Annotated in this window: 13 protein-coding genes; 9 read left to right on the forward strand and 4 right to left on the reverse strand. The window is 70.2% G+C overall.

Going from position 1 to position 17422, the window contains the following annotated elements; all coding sequences use genetic code 11:
- Positions 1-42 precede the first annotated feature (42 nt).
- From lpxD to MWN52_RS12125, 7 genes are all read left to right on the forward strand, one after another.
- Positions 43-1074: a UDP-3-O-(3-hydroxymyristoyl)glucosamine N-acyltransferase gene (gene lpxD, locus MWN52_RS12095; protein ID WP_286574822.1), complete on the forward strand. Its 1032-nt coding sequence runs from the start codon at positions 43-45 to the stop codon at positions 1072-1074.
- Positions 1071-1538, forward strand: coding sequence for a 3-hydroxyacyl-ACP dehydratase FabZ (gene fabZ, locus MWN52_RS12100; protein ID WP_130521358.1), 468 nt, complete (start codon positions 1071-1073; stop codon positions 1536-1538). Before lpxD ends, fabZ begins: the two co-directional genes overlap by 4 nt.
- Before the next feature lie 4 nt (positions 1539-1542).
- A complete protein-coding gene (lpxA, locus tag MWN52_RS12105; RefSeq protein WP_286574823.1) occupies positions 1543-2328 on the forward strand; it encodes an acyl-ACP--UDP-N-acetylglucosamine O-acyltransferase in 786 nt (261 codons plus the stop codon).
- A 14-nt stretch (positions 2329-2342) separates the two neighbouring features.
- Entirely contained in the window at positions 2343-3587 is a 1245-nt protein-coding gene (gene lpxB / locus MWN52_RS12110) for a lipid-A-disaccharide synthase (protein ID WP_286574824.1), read from the forward strand.
- Positions 3584-4246, forward strand: a complete 663-nt coding sequence (locus MWN52_RS12115) for a ribonuclease HII (protein ID WP_286574825.1) — start codon at positions 3584-3586, stop codon at positions 4244-4246. The genes lpxB and MWN52_RS12115 overlap by 4 nt, the downstream gene beginning before the upstream one ends.
- A 94-nt stretch (positions 4247-4340) precedes the next feature.
- Positions 4341-7901 (forward strand): DNA polymerase III subunit alpha, encoded by a 3561-nt coding sequence (gene dnaE, locus MWN52_RS12120; RefSeq protein ID WP_286574826.1) that lies wholly within the window; start codon positions 4341-4343, stop codon positions 7899-7901.
- An 86-nt stretch (positions 7902-7987) separates the two neighbouring features.
- A complete protein-coding gene (locus MWN52_RS12125; protein ID WP_286574827.1) occupies positions 7988-8947 on the forward strand; it encodes an acetyl-CoA carboxylase carboxyltransferase subunit alpha in 960 nt (319 codons plus the stop codon).
- Between the two features lie 84 nt (positions 8948-9031).
- Here the strand turns inward: MWN52_RS12125 and bfr are convergent, their stop codons facing one another.
- Entirely contained in the window at positions 9032-9523 is a 492-nt protein-coding gene (gene bfr, locus MWN52_RS12130; RefSeq protein WP_130531683.1) for a bacterioferritin, read from the reverse strand.
- 168 nt (positions 9524-9691) lie between these two features.
- Between bfr and MWN52_RS12135 the strand changes: the two genes are divergently transcribed.
- Entirely contained in the window at positions 9692-12121 is a 2430-nt protein-coding gene (locus tag MWN52_RS12135) for a penicillin acylase family protein (protein ID WP_286574828.1), read from the forward strand.
- 7 nt (positions 12122-12128) lie between these two features.
- Here MWN52_RS12135 and MWN52_RS12140 read toward each other — a convergent pair whose 3' ends face one another.
- Complete coding sequence (locus MWN52_RS12140; protein ID WP_286574829.1) at positions 12129-12497, reverse strand: response regulator; 369 nt, start codon at positions 12495-12497, stop codon at positions 12129-12131.
- A 272-nt stretch (positions 12498-12769) separates the two neighbouring features.
- Here MWN52_RS12140 and MWN52_RS12145 point away from each other — a divergent pair, with 272 nt between their 5' ends.
- Positions 12770-13816 carry a right-handed parallel beta-helix repeat-containing protein gene (locus MWN52_RS12145; protein ID WP_286574830.1) on the forward strand — a complete coding sequence of 349 codons (1047 nt, stop codon included), beginning with the start codon at positions 12770-12772 and terminating at the stop codon, positions 13814-13816.
- A gap of 382 nt (positions 13817-14198) precedes the next feature.
- Here the strand turns inward: MWN52_RS12145 and asnB are convergent, their stop codons facing one another.
- Complete coding sequence (asnB, locus tag MWN52_RS12150; RefSeq protein ID WP_286574831.1) at positions 14199-15887, reverse strand: asparagine synthase B; 1689 nt, start codon at positions 15885-15887, stop codon at positions 14199-14201.
- A 381-nt stretch (positions 15888-16268) separates the two neighbouring features.
- Positions 16269-17405, reverse strand: a complete 1137-nt coding sequence (gene dapE, locus MWN52_RS12155) for a succinyl-diaminopimelate desuccinylase (RefSeq protein ID WP_286574832.1) — start codon at positions 17403-17405, stop codon at positions 16269-16271.
- Between the last annotated feature and the right edge of the window lie 17 nt (positions 17406-17422).

The following is a 17422-nucleotide window of genomic DNA, read 5'->3' on the forward strand; positions in this document are numbered from 1 at the left end:
GCCTTCGCTTGTGCGGTGCGGGTCCGGGGTAAAATGCCGCCGATGACCACTCCTTCTTCCCAGACGGCTGGCGCCCTGGCCGAGCGCTTCGGCCTGGAACTGCATGGCGATGGCGACACCGTCGTGACCGGCGTGGCGACGCTGGCCGGCGCGCAGCCGGGGCAGCTGGCCTTCCTGGCCAATCCGCGCTACGCCGACCTGCTGGCCTCCACGCAGGCCTCGGTGGTGATCGTCGGCCGCGATCACGTCGAGGGCGTGCGCGGCGTGGCGCTGGTGGCCAAGGATCCGCATGCGGCCTTCGCCAAGGTCTCCGAGCTGTTCGAGCCGACCTATCCGCGCGCGCCCGGCATCCACCCCAGCGCGGTGATCGAACCTTCCGCGCGCATCGCCGCCAGCGCCAGCATCGGCGCGCATGTCTACATCGGCGCCAACAGCGTGGTCGGCGAGCGCTGCATCGTCGGCCCGGGTTGCGTGATCGGCGAGGACTGCAGCCTGGAAGAAGGCTGCGAGCTCGTCGCCCGCGTCACCCTGGTGGTGCGTGTGCGCCTGGGTCGGCGCGTGCGCGTGCATCCCGGCGCCGTGCTCGGCGCGCAGGGCTTCGGCCTGGCGATGGAGGCCGGGCGCTGGCTCAACGTGCCGCAGCTGGGCGGGGTGGTGATCGGCGACGATTGCGAGATCGGCGCCAATACCTGCATCGATCGCGGCGCGCTGGAAGACACCGTGCTGGCGCAGGATGTGCGGGTGGACAACCTCGTCCAGATCGCCCACAACGTGCAGGTCGGCGCGCACACCGCCATGGCCGCGCAGGTGGGTATCGCAGGGAGCGCGAAGATCGGCCAGTACTGCATGCTGGCCGGCAAGGTCGGCGTGGCCGGCCACCTGGAGATCGGCGACAAGGTCACCGTGCTGGCCATGTCCATGGTCGCCGGTCCCGTGACCGAGCCGGGCACCTACGCCTCTTCCCTTCCCATCACCGATGTCCGCACCTGGCGCAAGAACGCGGCGCGTTTCCGCCAGCTCGATGCGCTCGCCCGCCGGATTCCCTCCGGCAAGGACACCCAAGAAGCACCATGACGATGAACCTGGAACTGCCGCTCACCATCGAAACCATCCAGCGCCTGCTGCCGCATCGCTATCCGTTCCTGCTGGTGGACCGGGTGACCGAACTCGAGCCGGACACGCGCATCAAGGCCTACAAGAACGTCACCTTCAACGAGCCGTTCTTCATGGGGCACTTCCCCGAGCGCTCGGTGATGCCGGGCGTGCTGATCATCGAGGCGCTGGCCCAGGCCGGCGGCCTGATCACCCAGATCGCCAACGGCGAGGCCGCCGCGTGCAAGCTGTTCTACCTGGTCAAGGTGGAGAACGTGAAGTTCAGCGCGCCGGTGGTCCCGGGCGATCGCCTGGAGATGGAGGTCACCATCAAGCGCAAGATCCGCAACATGGCCGTGTACGAAGGCATCGCGCGCGTGGACGGCAAGCAGGTCGCCTGCGCCGAGATGCTGTGCGCCGAGGTCGACAAGGGCAAGGGAGATTGAGCCGATGGCGCAGACCCTGATCCACCCTTCGGCCGTGGTCGACCCGGGCGCCAGGCTCGGCGTCGGCGTGCAGATCGGCGCGTTCAGCCTGATCGGCGCCGATGTGGAAGTGGGCGATGGCAGCATCGTCGGCCCGCACTGCTCGATCACCGGCCCGACCCGCATCGGCCGCGAGAACCATTTCGTCGGCCATGTCGCCGCGGGCGGGCCGCCGCAGGACAAGAAGTTCGCCGGCGAGCGCACCGAGCTGGTGATCGGCGACCGCAACGTATTCCGCGAGTTCGTCACGCTCAACCGCGGCACCGTCACCGGCACCACCGTCACCCGCATCGGCGATGACAACTGGATGCTGGCCTACACCCACGTGGCGCACGACTGCCACGTCGGCAACCACTGCGTGTTCTCCAACAACACCACCCTGGCCGGGCATGTGACGGTCGAGGACTGGGTGATCTTCAGCGGCTTCTCCGGCGCGCATCAGTTCTGTCGCGTCGGCGCGCACGCCTTCATCGGCATGGGCGCACTGGTCGGCGGCGATGTCGCCCCGTTCACCATGTTCGCCGCCGACGATCATGGCCGCCCCCGCGGCATCAACAGCGAAGGCCTCAAGCGCCGCGGCTTCGATGCCGAGCGCATCGCCGCGATCAAGCGCGCCTACCGCACGCTGTACGTGGCCGGCCTGCCGCTGGCCGAGGCCCAGGCGCAGCTGGCCGAGCAGGCCAAGGACAGCAGCGATGTGCAGGCCATGCTCGATTTCATCGCCCACGGCGAGCGCCGCCTGGTGCGTTGAGTGGTGCACGCCTGATGCCTACGACGGCCGGCTCCTCGCGCACCCTGGCCGAGCTGATGGCAGGTCCGCAGGGTGCACGCGCGCCACGTATCGCGCTGGTGGCCGGCGAGGCCTCCGGCGATGCGCTCGGCGCCGGATTGATCGCACAGCTGCGCCAGCGCCATCCCGAGGCCCGCTTCGCCGGCATCGGCGGTCCGGGCATGCGCGCGGCCGGGCTGGATGCGTGGTTCGACGCCAGCGAACTGGCGGTGATGGGCCTGACCGAGGTCCTGCGCCATCTGCCGCGCCTGCTGCGCCTGCGCAAGTCGCTGCGCCAGCAGCTGCTGGACTGGCAGCCGGACGTGTTCATCGGCATCGATGCGCCGGACTTCAATCTGGGCATGGAGCGCTGGCTCAAGCAGCGCGGCGTGCCCACCGTGCATTACGTCAGCCCCTCGGTCTGGGCCTGGCGCGAGAAGCGCGCCGACCGGATCGGCCGCAGCGCTGACCTGGTGCTGTGCCTGTTCCCGATGGAGCCGGACATCTACGCGCGCCATGGCGTGGATGCGCGCTACGTCGGCCATCCCATGGCCGATGCGCTGCCGCTGCAGCCCGATCGCGAGGCCGCGCGCGCGGCGCTGGGACTGGGCACGCGGCCGGTGCTGGCGGTGTTGCCCGGCAGCCGCATGGGCGAGGTCGGCCGCCTGGCGCAGGACTTCATCGATGCCGCCCTGCGCGTGGCCGAGCAGGTGCCTGGCCTGCAGGTGCTGATTCCGGCCGCCAACCCGGCCGTGCACGCCGTGCTGGAGCCGCTGCTGGCCGCCACGCCCTTCCCCTCGCCGCGTCCGCGCCTGCTCGATGGCCAGGCGCGCGAGGCCATGGTCGCCAGCGACGTGGTGCTGCTGGCCTCGGGCACGGCCACGCTGGAGGCGATGCTGGCCAAGCGCGCGATGGTGGTGGGCTACAAGGTCGCCCCGGCCTCGGCCTGGCTGGCGCGCAGGCTGCGCCTGCTGAAGGTCAAGCGCTTCGCGCTGCCCAACATCCTGGCCGGTGAGGACCTCGCGCCCGAGCTGATGCAGGAAGACTGCACGCCCGAGCGGCTGGCCGCGGCCGTGCTGGCGTGGTTCGCGCACCCCGAGGCGGTCGCCGCGCTGCAGGGACGCTATCTGGAGCTGCACGCCCTGCTGCGCCAGGACGCCTCGGCGCGCGCGGCGGATGCGGTGGATGAACTCCTCCGGGACCGGAGAGCCGGGACCCGGGACCCGGAACAGCGGACATGAGCGCGATCGATCCGGTAGCGCGGGTCCAAGGGTCCCCGGTCCCCGGTCCCGCGTCCCGGCTGCTCGTCGCCGGCGTCGACGAGGCCGGGCGCGGGCCGCTGGCCGGGCCGCTGACGGTGGCGGCGGTGGTGTTCGACCCGGCGCGGCCGCGCATCAACGGGCTGGACGACTCCAAGCAGCTCACCGCCGCCAAGCGCGAGCTGTTCTACGGCCGCATCACCGAGCGTGCGCTGGCCTGGCACGTGGTGGTGCTGGAGGTGCCCGACATCGACCGGCTCAACATCTACCAGGCCACGATGCTCGGCATGCGCCTGGCGGTGGAAGCGGTGGCGCACGTGGCCGGCGTGGTCCATATCGACGGCAACCGGGTGCCCGCCGGCCTGCCCTGCCCCGGCCATGCGCTGATCGGCGGCGACGGCCGCGACCGGGCGATCATGGCCGCCTCGATCCTGGCCAAGGTCACCCGCGACCGGATGATGCGCGAGCTGCACCAGACCCATCCCGAATACGGGTTCGCCGTGCACAAGGGCTACGGCACGCCCGCGCACCTGGCCGCGCTCGACGCGCACGGCCCCTGCCCGCAGCACCGTCACAGCTTCGCGCCGGTGCGCGAGGCCGCCGCGCGCCGGGCCGGGCTGGGACAGGTCGCGCTGTTCTAGACCTCTGGGCCTGAACGCGTAGAGGCCGGCCCGCGCCGGTCCGGGAGGCTGTCAAGCCTGCCCCGCGCAGGCCGGCTTGCGTACACTGACCCCGATGTCTTCCCGCTTCATCCACCTGCACCTGCACACCGAATTCTCGCTGGCGGATTCGACCATCCGCGTGCCCGAGAAACCGGACGAGGGCCTGCCGTCCAAGGCCAAGCGGCCCAACCTGGTCAGCCGCGCGGTCGAGCTGCAGGCCCCGGCGCTGGCGGTGACCGACCGCAACAACCTGTTCGCGCTGGTGAAGTTCTACAACGCCTGCGAAAAGGTCGGCATGAAGGCCATCGCCGGCGCCGACGTCAGCGTGATCGAGGAAGACGGCACGCCGTGGCCGATCACCCTGCTGTGCCGCGACCACGGCGGCTACCTGACCCTGTCGCGCCTGCTCACGCGCGCCTGGCTGGAGGGCCATCGCACCGACGGGGTGGCGATCGATCCGGCCTGGCTGCGCGAGGACACCTCGGGCCTGTTCGGCATCATCGGCCGCAACAGCCAGGCCGGGCGACTGGCCGCCAGCGGCCGCCACGACCTGGCCGAGCAGCACATCGCCGACTGGCAGCGCGCCTTCGACGACAGCCTGCACCTGGAGCTGACCCGCACCCAGCGCGAGGGCGAGGAGGCGTTCAACGCCTTCGCCCTGCACGCGGCCGCCGCGCGCGGCCTGCCGGTGATCGCCAGCAACGATGTGCGCTTCCTCACGCCGGAGGGCTTCGATGCGCACGAGGCGCGCGTGTGCATCGCCTCCGGGCGCGTGCTGGACGATCCCAAGCGCCCGCGCGAGTACAGCCGCGAGCAATACCTCAAGTCCGCCGAGCAGATGGCCGAGCTGTTCGCCGACGTGCCCGACGCGATCGACAACACCTGGGCGCTGGCGCAGCGCTGCAACATCGAGCTCAAGCTCGGCACCTACTTCCTGCCGGCCTACCCGGTGCCGGACGAGGAGACGCTGGACAGCTGGATCCGCAGCGAGTCGCGCCGCGGCCTGGACGCGCGCCTGGAGAAGAATCCGCTGGCGCCGGGCAAGACGCGCCAGGACTACGTGGACCGACTCGAATTCGAGCTGGACACCATCATCAAGATGGGCTTCCCCGGCTACTTCCTGATCGTGGCCGACTTCATCCAGTGGGGCAAGAACCAGGGCATCCCGATCGGCCCGGGTCGCGGTTCGGGCGCCGGTTCGCTGGTGGCCTGGGCGCTGCAGATCACCGATCTGGATCCGCTGCCGTACAACCTGCTGTTCGAGCGCTTCCTCAACCCCGAACGCGTGTCGATGCCCGACTTCGACATCGACTTCTGCATGGACCGGCGCGATGAGGTGATCGACTACGTCGCGCGCAAGTACGGCCGCGACCGCGTCAGCCAGATCATCACGTACGGCACCATGGCGGCCAAGGCGGTGGTGCGCGACTGCGGGCGCGTGCTGGGCTTCCCGTACGGCTTCGTCGACGGCGTGGCCAAGCTGATTCCCAACATCCTGGGCATCACGCTCAAGGACGCGATGGGCGAAGGCAAGGACAGCGAGATGGCCTCGGCCGAGCTGATCCAGCGCTACGGCAGCGAAGACGACGTGCGCGACCTGATCGACCTGGCGCGCCAGCTCGAAGACCTCACCCGCAACGCCGGCAAGCACGCCGGCGGCGTGGTCATCGCGCCCTCGCCGCTGAGCGATTTCAGCCCGCTGTTCGCCGAACACGACGAGGGCACGCGCGGCAAGAACCCGGTCACCCAGTTCGACAAGAACGACGTGGAAGCCGTGGGCCTGGTGAAGTTCGACTTTCTGGGCCTGCGCACGCTGACCATCATCGACTGGGCGGTCAAGGCGATCAACGCGCGCCATGCGCGCGCCGGGATCGAGCCGGTGGACATCGCCGCGCTGCCGCTGGACGACGTGCCGACCTACCGCGACATCTTTGCCGCGGCCAACACCGGCGCGGTGTTCCAGTTCGAATCCTCGGGCATGCGGCGCATGCTCAAGGATGCCCGGCCGGACCGCTTCGAGGACCTGATCGCGCTGGTGTCGCTGTACCGCCCCGGCCCGATGGACCTGATCCCGGACTTCATCGCGCGCAAGCACGGCCAGCAGGAGTTCGAGTACCCCGATCCGCGCACGGTGGACATGCTGCAGGACACCTACGGGATCATGGTGTACCAGGAGCAGGTCATGCAGATGGCGCAGATCGTCGGCGGCTACTCGCTGGGCGGCGCCGACCTGCTGCGCCGCGCGATGGGCAAGAAGGTGCCGGCCGAGATGGCCAAGCACCGCGAGATCTTCCGCGAGGGCGCCGCCAAGGGCGGCGTGGATCAGGCCAAGGCCGACGAGATCTTCGACTTGATGGAGAAGTTCGCCGGCTACGGCTTCAACAAGTCGCACGCGGCGGCCTATGCGCTGGTCAGCTACCAGACCGCCTGGCTCAAGCGGCACTACCCGGCCGAGTTCATGGCCGCCACGCTGTCCTCGGACATGGACAACACCGACAAGGTGGTGGGCTTCCTGGCCGACGCGCGCGGGCTGTCGCTGGAGATCCTGCCGCCGGAGGTGAACCATTCGGACTTCATGTTCGTGGCCACCGATGCGACCACCATCCGCTACGGCCTGGGCGCGATCAAGGGCGTGGGCCAGGGCGCGTGCGAGGCGATCGTGGCCGAGCGCCAGCGCGGCGGCCCGTACCGCGACCTGCTGGATTTCTGCAAGCGCACCGAGGCCGCGCGCCTGAACCGCCGCACGCTGGAGGCGATGATCAACGCCGGCGCGCTGGACGAGCTGGGCAAGAACCGCGCCTCGCTGATGCTGCAGGTGCCCGAGGTGATGAAGGCCATCGACCAGCTGGCGCGCAACCGCAACGCCGGCATCGTGGACATGTTCGGCTCCAGCGCCGGCGGCGACGACATCCACATTGAGCTGCCCGAATGCGACGAGGCGCCGCTGGCGCACAAGCTGGCGGCCGAACGCGACACGCTGGGCTTCTACCTGTCCGGCCACCCGATGGATCCCTACCGCGAGGATCTGCGCGCCCTGGTCGGCAACGACCTGGGCAGCCTGGACACGATCTGGTCCAGCCAATCCGGCGGCGGTGGCGGCGGCGAGCGCAAGTGGCGCCCCGGCGTGGTCGCGGTGCTGGCCGGCAAGGTGGTCGCCGTGCGGCAGAAGCGCGACAGCCAGAGCTTCATCACCCTGGAGGACGGTCGCGGCCGGCTGGAGTGCAGCGCGTTCTCCGATGCGATGGCCGAGTTCGGCCAGCTGCTGACCCGCGACCGCATCCTGGTGGTCAAGGGCGAGCTGCGTGAGGACGAGTTCAACGGCGGCTACAGCCTGCGCCTGCGCCAGGTCTGGGACTACGCCCAGCTGGTCCAGGCCACGCAGAAGCTGTCGGTGCGCCTGGACCTGCGCGTGCCCGGCGTGCTGCAGCGCATCGAGGCCCTGCTCGACCAGCATCGCCCCGGGCGTACCTCGCTGCGCCTGGACCTGCTGCTGCCAGGCGGCGTAGCCGGCATGGTCGAGATCAACGGCAGCCAGTCGGTGAGCGTCGATGCCGACCTGATGGGCACCCTGCGCGAGCTGCCCGGCGTGCGCACCGTGAAGATGGCCGTCGGCCACCGCCCCTGGGCGCACTAGGCCCGCGCGCCGCACCACACCCCCCGGTACGGGGCCTTGTGCACGCATCGGCTAAACTCCCCCGCTTTACGGCTCACCGCTTGCCGATGAATCCCAACTACCTCGATTTCGAACAGCCCATCGCCGATCTGGAAGCCAAGATCCAGGAGCTGCGCAGCGCCAGCGCCGGTCCGGCGGTCAATGTCGATGCCGAAGTGCGCGCCCTGCAGACCAAGCTGCGCACGCGCACCGCGCAGATCTTCCGCGACCTGACCCCGTGGCAGATCAGCCAGCTCTCGCGCCATCCGGCCCGGCCTTACACGCTGGACTACATCAAGGTGTTCTGCGACGAGTTCCAGGAACTGGCCGGCGATCGCGCCTTCGCCGACGACAAGGCCATCGTCGGCGGCCTGGCCCGCATCGACGGGCGCCCGGTGATGCTGATCGGCCACCAGAAGGGCCGCGCCACCAAGGAAAAGATCATGCGCAACTTCGGCATGCCCAAGCCGGAGGGGTATCGCAAGGCGCTGCGCCTGATGAAGATGGCCGAACGCTTCGGCCTGCCGGTCCTCACCCTGATCGACACCGCCGGCGCCTGGCCCGGCATCGACGCCGAGGAGCGCGGCCAGTCCGAGGCCATCGCCCGCAATCTGATGGAGATGGCCGAGCTGAAGGTGCCGATCGTGTGCACCGTGATCGGCGAAGGCGGCTCGGGCGGCGCGCTGGCCATCGGCGTGGGCGATCGCACGATCATGCTCGAGTACAGCACCTATTCGGTCATCACCCCGGAAGGCTGCGCCTCGATCCTGTGGAAGGACGCGGGCAAGGCCAAGGACGCGGCCGAGCAGCTGGGCCTGACCGCCAGGCGCCTGCGCGAGCTGGGCCTGGTGGACAAGGTCGTGCGCGAACCCACCGGCGGCGCCCACCGCAACCCACGCGCCATGGCCACGCGCCTGAAGGCCGTGCTGCTGGGCGAACTGGACGCCCTGGCCGACGTGCCGGTGGACACCCTGCTGCAGCGCCGCTACGAGCGCCTGCGCGGCTACGGCGCCTACGAGGCGGCCTGAGCACCGCGGCGCGCCGCACGATCGACGCAAACGAAGACGCCGGGCACTGCCCGGCGTCTTGCGTTGTGACCCTAGGCGCGGCCTTCAGTGCTGCGCGGTCGCGCTGCCGTCGCCGATCTTGGAGGTCTGGTACAGCGCCAGGCCGATGCGCTTGATCAGGCCCAGCTGCTGTTCCAGCCACCAGGCGTGGTCTTCCTCGGTATCGCGCAGCTGCGCCAGCAGCATGTCGCGGCTGACGTAGTCGCCCTTCTCCTCGCACAGCTTCATGCCGGCGGCCAGGTCGGCGCGCACCTTGTACTCGGTCTGCAGGTCGGCCTCGAGCATCTCCACCACGGTCTTGCCGGGGGTGAACGGATGCGGGCGCATGTCTGGGTCGCCTTCCAGGAACAGGATGCGGCGCAGGATCGCGTCGGCGTGCTCGGTCTCCTCTTCCATCTCGTGGCCGATGCGCTCGTACAGCCGCTGCAGGCCCTGGTCCTCGTAGCGGCGCGAATGCAGGAAGTACTGATCGCGGGCGGCAAGCTCGCCGCGCAGCAGGTCGATCAGGCAGGCGATGACCTCGGGATGGCCTTTCATGGCGGAACCTCGTGACTGGAACGGCCGCCATGGTCGCGCATCGGCGTGGACGATGTCTTAAACGGAATCACTTTCACTCGCAGCCCGCGCCGATGCCGTCCCGGCTTCACACAATCCGGGCATGCTGTGCGCGGGCCAGCGTCCCCCTGCTGGCCGGAATCGCCCCGAATGATCCGCTGGCTGCGTCGTGTCCTGCTGTCCCTGCTGGTGCTGTGCCTGCTGCTGGCGCTGGTCGCCTGGCTATTGCTGCGCGGCAGCCTGGCCACGCTGGACGGACAGCGCCGGATCGCCGGCCTGTCGGGCCCGGTGAGCATCAGCCGCGACGCGCTGGGCACGGTGACCATCGAGGCCGGCAACCCGGCCGATGCGGCGCGCGCGCTCGGCTACGTCCACGCGCAGGAGCGCTATTTCGAGATGGACCTGATGCGCCGGACCTCGGCCGGCGAGCTGGCCGCGCTGTTCGGCGCCCGCGCCCTGCCGCTGGACCGCCGCCATCGCCTGCACCGCATGCGCGCCCGCGCCGAGGCCGGCCTGGATGCCTTCGCTGGCGACCATCGCGCCGAACTGGACGCCTACACCGCCGGGGTCAACGCCGGCCTGGCCGCGCTGCGCGTGCGGCCCTGGCCTTACCTGCTGCTGCGCCAGCGGCCGCAGCCGTGGACCGCGGCCGATGCGGTGCTCACCGGTGATGCGATGTACTTCGACCTGCAGGACGCCGACGACGCCCGCGCGCTGTCGCTGTGGAAGCTGCAGCAGCGCCTGCCGCCGGCCCTGTTCGCCCTGCTCGGCCACGACGGCAGCCACTGGGACGCGCCCCTGCAGGGCGCGCCGCGCGAGGATGCGGTGCTGCCCGGCGCCGATGTCGTGGACCTGCGCACCCTGCCGGCCGCCGCGCCGGCCGGCGCTGGCGGCGAAGCGCTGGCCCCGGGCAGCAACAACTTCGCCGTGGCAGCGGCCCACACCGCCGATGGCCGCGCCATCGTCGCCGACGACATGCACCTGGCCCTGCGCGCGCCCAACCTCTGGTTCCGCGTGCGCCTGCGCTATGCCGATCCGCGCGCGCCGGGCGGCCGCGTGGACGTGACCGGCTTCAGCCTGCCGGGGCTGCCGGCGGTGATCGTGGGCAGCAACACGCACGTGGCCTGGGGCTTCACCAACGGCTTCGCAGACACCGCCGACCTGTTCCGCATCACGCCCTGCGCCGCCACGCCCACGCCGGGCTGCGCCCCGGTGCGCGTGTACCGCGAGACGCTCGCCGTGGCCGGCGCCGCGGCGCAGACCCTCGAAGTGCGCCAGAGCGCCTACGGCCCGCTGGTCGAGGACCTGCCCGGCGGCCAGGCGCTGGCGCTGCGCTGGGTCGGGCACCTGCCCGGCGCGCTCAATCTGGGCCTGGACGACTTCGCCCGCGCCGGCGATCTGGACGACGCGCTGCGCATGGCCGGGCGCGTCGCCGTGCCCGCGCAGAACCTGCTGCTCGCCGACGCCAAGGGCCGCATCGCCTGGCGCCTGCTCGGGCCGCTGCCGCAGCGCACGCCCGGCTGCGAGGCCAGCGCCCTGGTGCTGCCCAGCGCCTCGGCCCCGTTCGATGCGCAGGGCCGGCCCGCCGCGCCCTGCCCGGCCTGGCCGATCTCCACCCAGCTGGTCGAGCCGCTCGCCGATCCGGCCGATGGCCGGCTGTGGACGGCCAACAACCGCGTCGCCGACGGCCCGCTGCTGGCGGTGCTGGGCGATGGCGGCTATCTGCTCGGCGCCCGCGCGCGGCAGATCCGCAACGACCTGCAGAGGCTCGAACGCACCGACGAACGCAGCCTGCTGGCCGTGCAACTGGACGACCGCGCCGTGTTCCTGCAGCGCTGGTGGGCGCTGCTGCAGCGCGAAGCCCAGGGCGCGCCGCCCTCGTCGGCGCTGGCGGCGCTGGCCAAGGCGTCCGGCCACTGGGACGGCCGGGCGAGCGCGGATTCGGTCAGCTTCCGCCTGGTGCGGCGCTGGCGCCTGGCCGTGCAGGACCGCATTGCCGAGGGGCTGGTGGCGCCGGCCGGCGTGACGCTCGACCGGCCGCCAGCCGCGCTGCTCCCGCAGCTGGAAGGCGTGGTCTGGCCGCTGCTGGAGCAGCGACCCGCGCACCTGTTGCCGCGCCGGTTCGCCTGCGCGGCGGACCAGCAAGGGGCTGCCTGCGAGGACACCGCCGGCTGGTCGCGTCTGCTGGAGGACGCCGCCGACGAGACCCGCCGCGAACTGACCGCCATCGGCCCCCTGGCCAAGCGCACCTGGGGCGAGCAGAACACGGCGGCGATCTGTCACCCGCTGGCGGCGGCGCTGCCCGCACGCTTCAAGTCCTGGCTGTGCATGCCGCCGGATCGCCTGCCCGGCGCCGGGGACATGCCGCGTGTGCAGGCACCGGCCTTCGGCGCGTCCGAGCGCATGGTCGTCTCGCCGGGCCACGAGGCCGACGGCTTCGTGCACATGCCCGGCGGGCAGAGCGGTCATCCGATGTCGCCCTTCTGGGGCGCGGGCCATGCCGACTGGGTCCAGGGGCGGGCCACGCCGTTCCTGCCCGGTCCGGCGCAGCACACGCTGCAACTGGTGCCGGCGCGCTGACGCGTGCTCAGTGCAGGCTGACTTCCTCGTTCAGCGCCGCCATCAGGCCGCTGAACTGATAGGGCTTGGGCAAAAAGCGCACCCCGCTCGGCATCTCCGGCAGGCTGGCCTGCGGGTAGCCCGAGGTCAGCACCACCGCGATCTGCGGATACTCGCGTGCCACCATCTCCACCAGCTGCACGCCGGACATGCCCAGCGGCATCAGCACGTCGCTCATCACCACGTCGAAGCCGCCGTCGCGGATCAGCAGGTCCAGCGCCTCGCCGGCACTGCCGGCCGTCACCACGTCCACCTGGTACATCGACAGCCCGTCCTGCACCACGCGCAGCAGTTCGGCGTTGTCGTCCACCATCAGTACTCGCAGGCGCTTGCCCATCCGGTCGAGTCCTCTCGGTTGCAGACGACGCGCTGTCCGGGTTGCCGCGCCGCCTCGTGACTGTCGGGGCGGATCATGGCGAGACCGATGCCAAGACCGCGTGTGCGTGCCGTGCACACCATGCATACGCAAAAGCCGTCGGAGAAGGGCCGTCGCACACACATGGCTTCGACCATGCTGACCGCCGGGACAGCCCGGTGAAGCATCGCCTGCCGGGCGTTCAGCGGCGATCCTTAGGCTCTTGAAGGTCGATCCCCCTTGCCTTCTCCCCCATGAAGATTCATCGCTCGACCCCATTGCGACTGACCGCGGCTGCGCTACTGGGCGCGCTCGCCCTGCCCGCGCTGGCCGATGAACCGTCCAGCTGCACGGCGCGCGCCAAGCCGGGCGACAACCTGCAGCAGGCCATCGACGCGCTGCCGGCCGGCGACGCGCCGGTGACGTTGTGCTTGGCCGCGGGCGAGTATCCGCTCAAGGGCCTAGTCTCGATCCAGCGCGACCACCTCACCCTGCACGGTGCCGGCCCGACCACCGCCCTGCGCATGGCGCCCGACGTGCAACAGCCCCTGCTGGTCGTGGGCGACTATCAGCAGCAGGTGCCGCGCCGCCCGATCACCGGCGTCACCATCGCCGACCTGAGCCTGATCGGCGCCAAGGGCGTCGAGCACGAGTTCATGCCCGAGCGTCCCTACTTGAGCAACAGCGCGGTGGTGGTGCGCAACGGCCACGACGTGCGCCTGACCGGCCTGCATGCCAGCCAGTGCCGCAGCGCCTGCCTGCTGACCGAACAGGGCAGTCGCGACATCACCCTGGACCACAACGATGTCTCCGGCGCGGTCTGGGACGGGGTGTCCTTCAACAGCACCTCCAAGGTCACCATGACCGACAACCGCGTGCACGACAACGTCGCCGCCGGGATCACCGCCGAGGAGCTGCGCGACAGCCAGATCCGCGACAACGTGCTGTCGAACAACGGCAGCCAGGGCGCCTACCTGTCCAATTCCTCGGGCAACCTGTTCGCCGGCAACACCTTCAGCGGCAACCACGGCGCGGGCGTGTTCCTGACCTGCGCGATCCGCTTCCGCAACGCCGATGGCAGCACCCAGTGCTGGGACAACAGCGTCAGCCAGGACAACGTCTTCGACGCCAACCACTTCGACAAGGACCCGTTCACCTACACCATCGGCATGGACAAGTCGGCCAACTGCACCAGCGCGAGCTTCAAGCCGAACATCTGGAAGGCCAGCAACCAGGCCAGCGCCTCAGGCGTGGACATGGACCCGCAGCGCTACGGCTATTGCGTGCGGCATGAGCCGTAGGCGGGGCTGGTTGTCGAAGCGGCGGCCGCATTCGCTTCGCAAACCCGACGCTCGTCATCCCCGCGAACGCGGGGATCCAGGGACGGGCACACCACGCAAAGTCACTGGGTTCCCGCTTTCGCGGGAACGACGAGGGGAGAGTTCGCTAACGCGTGTGGCATGACGCGTGTGGCATGAGCCGTAAGACAGGCGCCTCCTAAGCGGCGGCCACCGCCTGCGCGCCGCTAACCCCAAAGCCGTCATCCCCGCGAACGCGGGGATCCAGGGACTTTCGTGCAGATCGCGCAACGTCCATGGGTTCCCGCTTTCGCGGGAACGATGGTTTACAGGACTGTCTCAACGGCTGCGGAAGACGCACTGCATGCGGCTCGACGCGTCGACATCACAGCGCCTGCGCATGCACTCCCGCGATCGCGCGACCGGACGGGTCGGCGGCCGCGGCGAAGCTCGCGTCCCAGGCGATCGCCGCCGGCGAGGAGCAGGCGATCGACTTGCCGCCCGGCACGGTCTCGGCCGCCGCGGTGGACGGGAAGGCCTGCTCGAACAGCGTGCGGTAGTAGTAGGCCTCCTTGGTCTGCGGCGGGTTCACCGGGAAGCGCTTGTCGGCCGCGGCCAACTCGCGGTCGGTAACCTGGGCCTCGGCATGCGCCTTGAGTCCGTCGATCCAGCCATAGCCCACGCCATCGCTGAACTGCTCCTTCTGCCGCCACAGGATGGAATCGGGCAGATAGCCGGCGAAGGCCTCGCGCAGCACCGCCTTCTCGATGCGCTTCCTGCCATCGGCGCCGACCGTGATCATCTTGTGCGCGGCATCCATGCGCATGGCCACGTCCATGAACTCGCGGTCCAGGAACGGCACGCGCGGCTCCACGCCCCAGGCCATCATCGACTTGTTGGCGCGCAGGCAATCGTAGTTGTACAGCGCGTCCAGCTTGCGGATGAGTTCTTCATGGAACTCACGCGCGTTGGGCGCCTTGTGGAAGTACAGATAGCCGCCGAAGATCTCGTCGCTGCCCTCGCCCGAGAGCACCATCTTGACCCCCATCGCCTTGATCCGCCGCGCCAGCAGGAACATCGGCGTGGACGCGCGGATGGTGGTGACGTCGTAGGTCTCGATGTGGCGGATCACCTCGGGCAGCGCGTCCAGGCCTTCCTCGAAGGTGTACTCGAAGCCGTGGTGCACCGTGCCCAGCGATTCGGCGGCGACCTTGGCCGCGGCCAGGTCGGGCGAACCGCTCAGGCCGATGGCGAAGGAATGCAGGCGCGGCCACCACGCCTCGGTCCGGTCGCCGTCTTCGATGCGGTGACGCGCATAGCGCGCGGCCACCGCAGCCACCAGCGAGGAATCCAGGCCGCCGGAGAGCAGCACGCCGTACGGCACGTCGGTCATCAGCTGGCGGTGCACGGCGCGTTCGAACGCCTCGCGCAGCTCGGTCGGCGTGACCTCGACGCCCTCCACGGAGTCGTAGTCGCGCCAGGGGCGCTTGTAGTACTGCTTGAGCTCGCCGGTGGCGCTGTCGTACCAGTGGCCCGGCGGGAACTGCGCCACATCGGCGCAATGCTCGGACAGCGACTTCATCTCCGAGGCCACGCGCAGGCGGCCCTGGCTGTCGTGGCCCCAGTACAGCGGGCACACGCCGATGGTGTCGCGGGCGATGATCACCCGGCCGGCGGCGCGGTCCCACAGCGCGAAGGCGAAGATGCCGTTGAGGCGGTTGAGGAAGGATTCGACGTCGTCCTCGCGGTAGAGGGCGTTGATGACCTCGCAGTCCGAGCCGGTCTGGAAGGCGTAGGGCTGCTGGAGCTCGGCCTTGAGTTCGCGGTGGTTGTAGATCTCGCCGTTGACCGCCAGGGCCAGCTCGCCGTCCTCGCTCAGCAGCGGCTGCGAGCCGCCGGCCGGATCGACGATGGCCAGGCGCTCGTGCACCAGGATGGCACCGTCGTCGACGTAGACGCCGCTCCAGTCCGGGCCGCGATGGCGCTGACGCTGCGAGCACTCCAGCGCTTGCCGGCGCAGCGCGCCAAGATCATCGCCGGGTTGCAGACCGAAGATGCCGAAGATCGAACACATGGGAAAACTCCTGAAAAACCTGACGTGGGGTAAGTGGCGCTTCTATTTGGATCCCCGGCCACGGATGGCCAGGCCTTTCGCAGAGGGACCTGCACATGCATAAAAAAACCCGCATCTGCCGATGCGGGTTTTCTGGTTCCTCAGGCGTTCGTCGTTGTTGCTTTGCCTAGTCGCAGACCCGCATCGGTCGCGCACGATTATTCGCGCGCAGATTGCGGTTGTTGTTGTTCGCGACGTTGGCCAGGACGGACGGCATGGGGCGACGTTAACCCGGCTTCCGCGCGCGGCGCAACCCTTTCAGCCGCAACGAAACTGGCCTCCGACAGGCGCCGATGGCGCGCGGCCGACAGTCGCCCACACCGCCCGGGGCCGCATGACCGGCTAGTCCTGCGCCACCAGCAGTCGCTCGACCAGGGCCAGGTACAGGGCCGGCAGCCGCTCCAGATCGGCCACGCGCACGTGCTCGTCGACCTGGTGGATGGTGGCGTTGACCGGGCCGACCTCGATGCACTGCGCGCCCAGCGGCGCGATGAAGCGCGCATCCGAGGTGCCGCCGCCCGTGCTTTCCTCCGGCGGCGCGCCGGCGAATTCGCCCAGCACCTCGCGCGCGACGCGCCGCAGGCGGCCCTCCGGCGTGTAGAACGGCTCGCCGCTGCGATGCCAGCTCAGCGTGTACTCCAGGCCGTGGCGGTCCAGCAGCGCGGTGATCTCGGCCTCCAGCCTGGGCGCGTCCCAGTGCGGGGTGTAGCGCAGGTTGAACTGCATGCGCAGCTCGCCCGGGATCACATTGCTGGCGCCGGTGCCGGCATGCAGGTTGGAGACCTGCAGGCTGGTCGGCGGGAAGCTTTCGTAGCCATCGTCCCAGTGCCGCGCGGTCAGCTCGGCCAGCGCCGCGGCGGCCTGGTGGATCGGGTTGCGCGCCTTGTGCGGATAGGCCACATGGCCCTGCACGCCCTTGACCACCAGCGTGCCGGTCAGGCTGCCGCGACGGCCCACGCGCAGCAGATCGCCCAGGATCTCGGTCGAGGACGGCTCGCCGGTGATGCACCAGTCGATGCGCTGGCCACGCTCGGCGAACAGCCTGGCGACATGGCGCACGCCATCGATGGCATCGCCCTCCTCGTCGCTGGTCACCAGCACGGCCAGGGTGCCGACATGGTCGGGGTGCGCGGCCACGTACTGCTCGGCGGCGACCACGAACGCGGCCACGCTGCCCTTCATGTCGGCGGTGCCCCGACCGTAAAGATTGCCTTCGCGCACCTGCGGGGCGAAGGGATCGCTGGTCCACGCCTCCAGCGGGCCCGGCGGCACCACGTCGGTATGGCCCAGCAGCACCAGCACCGGCGCGCCGCTGCCGTGGGTGGCCCACAGGTTGTCGACCTGGCCCAGGCGCAGATGTTCGCAGGTGAATCCCGCCGCCTGCAGGCGCGCGGCGATCAGAGCCTGGCAGCCGGCATCCTCGGGCGTGACCGAGGCGCGCGAGACCAGTTCGCAGGTCAGCGCTAGGACATCATTCATGGAAAAGCGGATCGGCT

This window comes from Pseudoxanthomonas winnipegensis, assembly GCF_030322905.1.
GTDB classification, from domain to species: Bacteria; Pseudomonadota; Gammaproteobacteria; order Xanthomonadales; family Xanthomonadaceae; genus Pseudoxanthomonas_A; species Pseudoxanthomonas_A winnipegensis.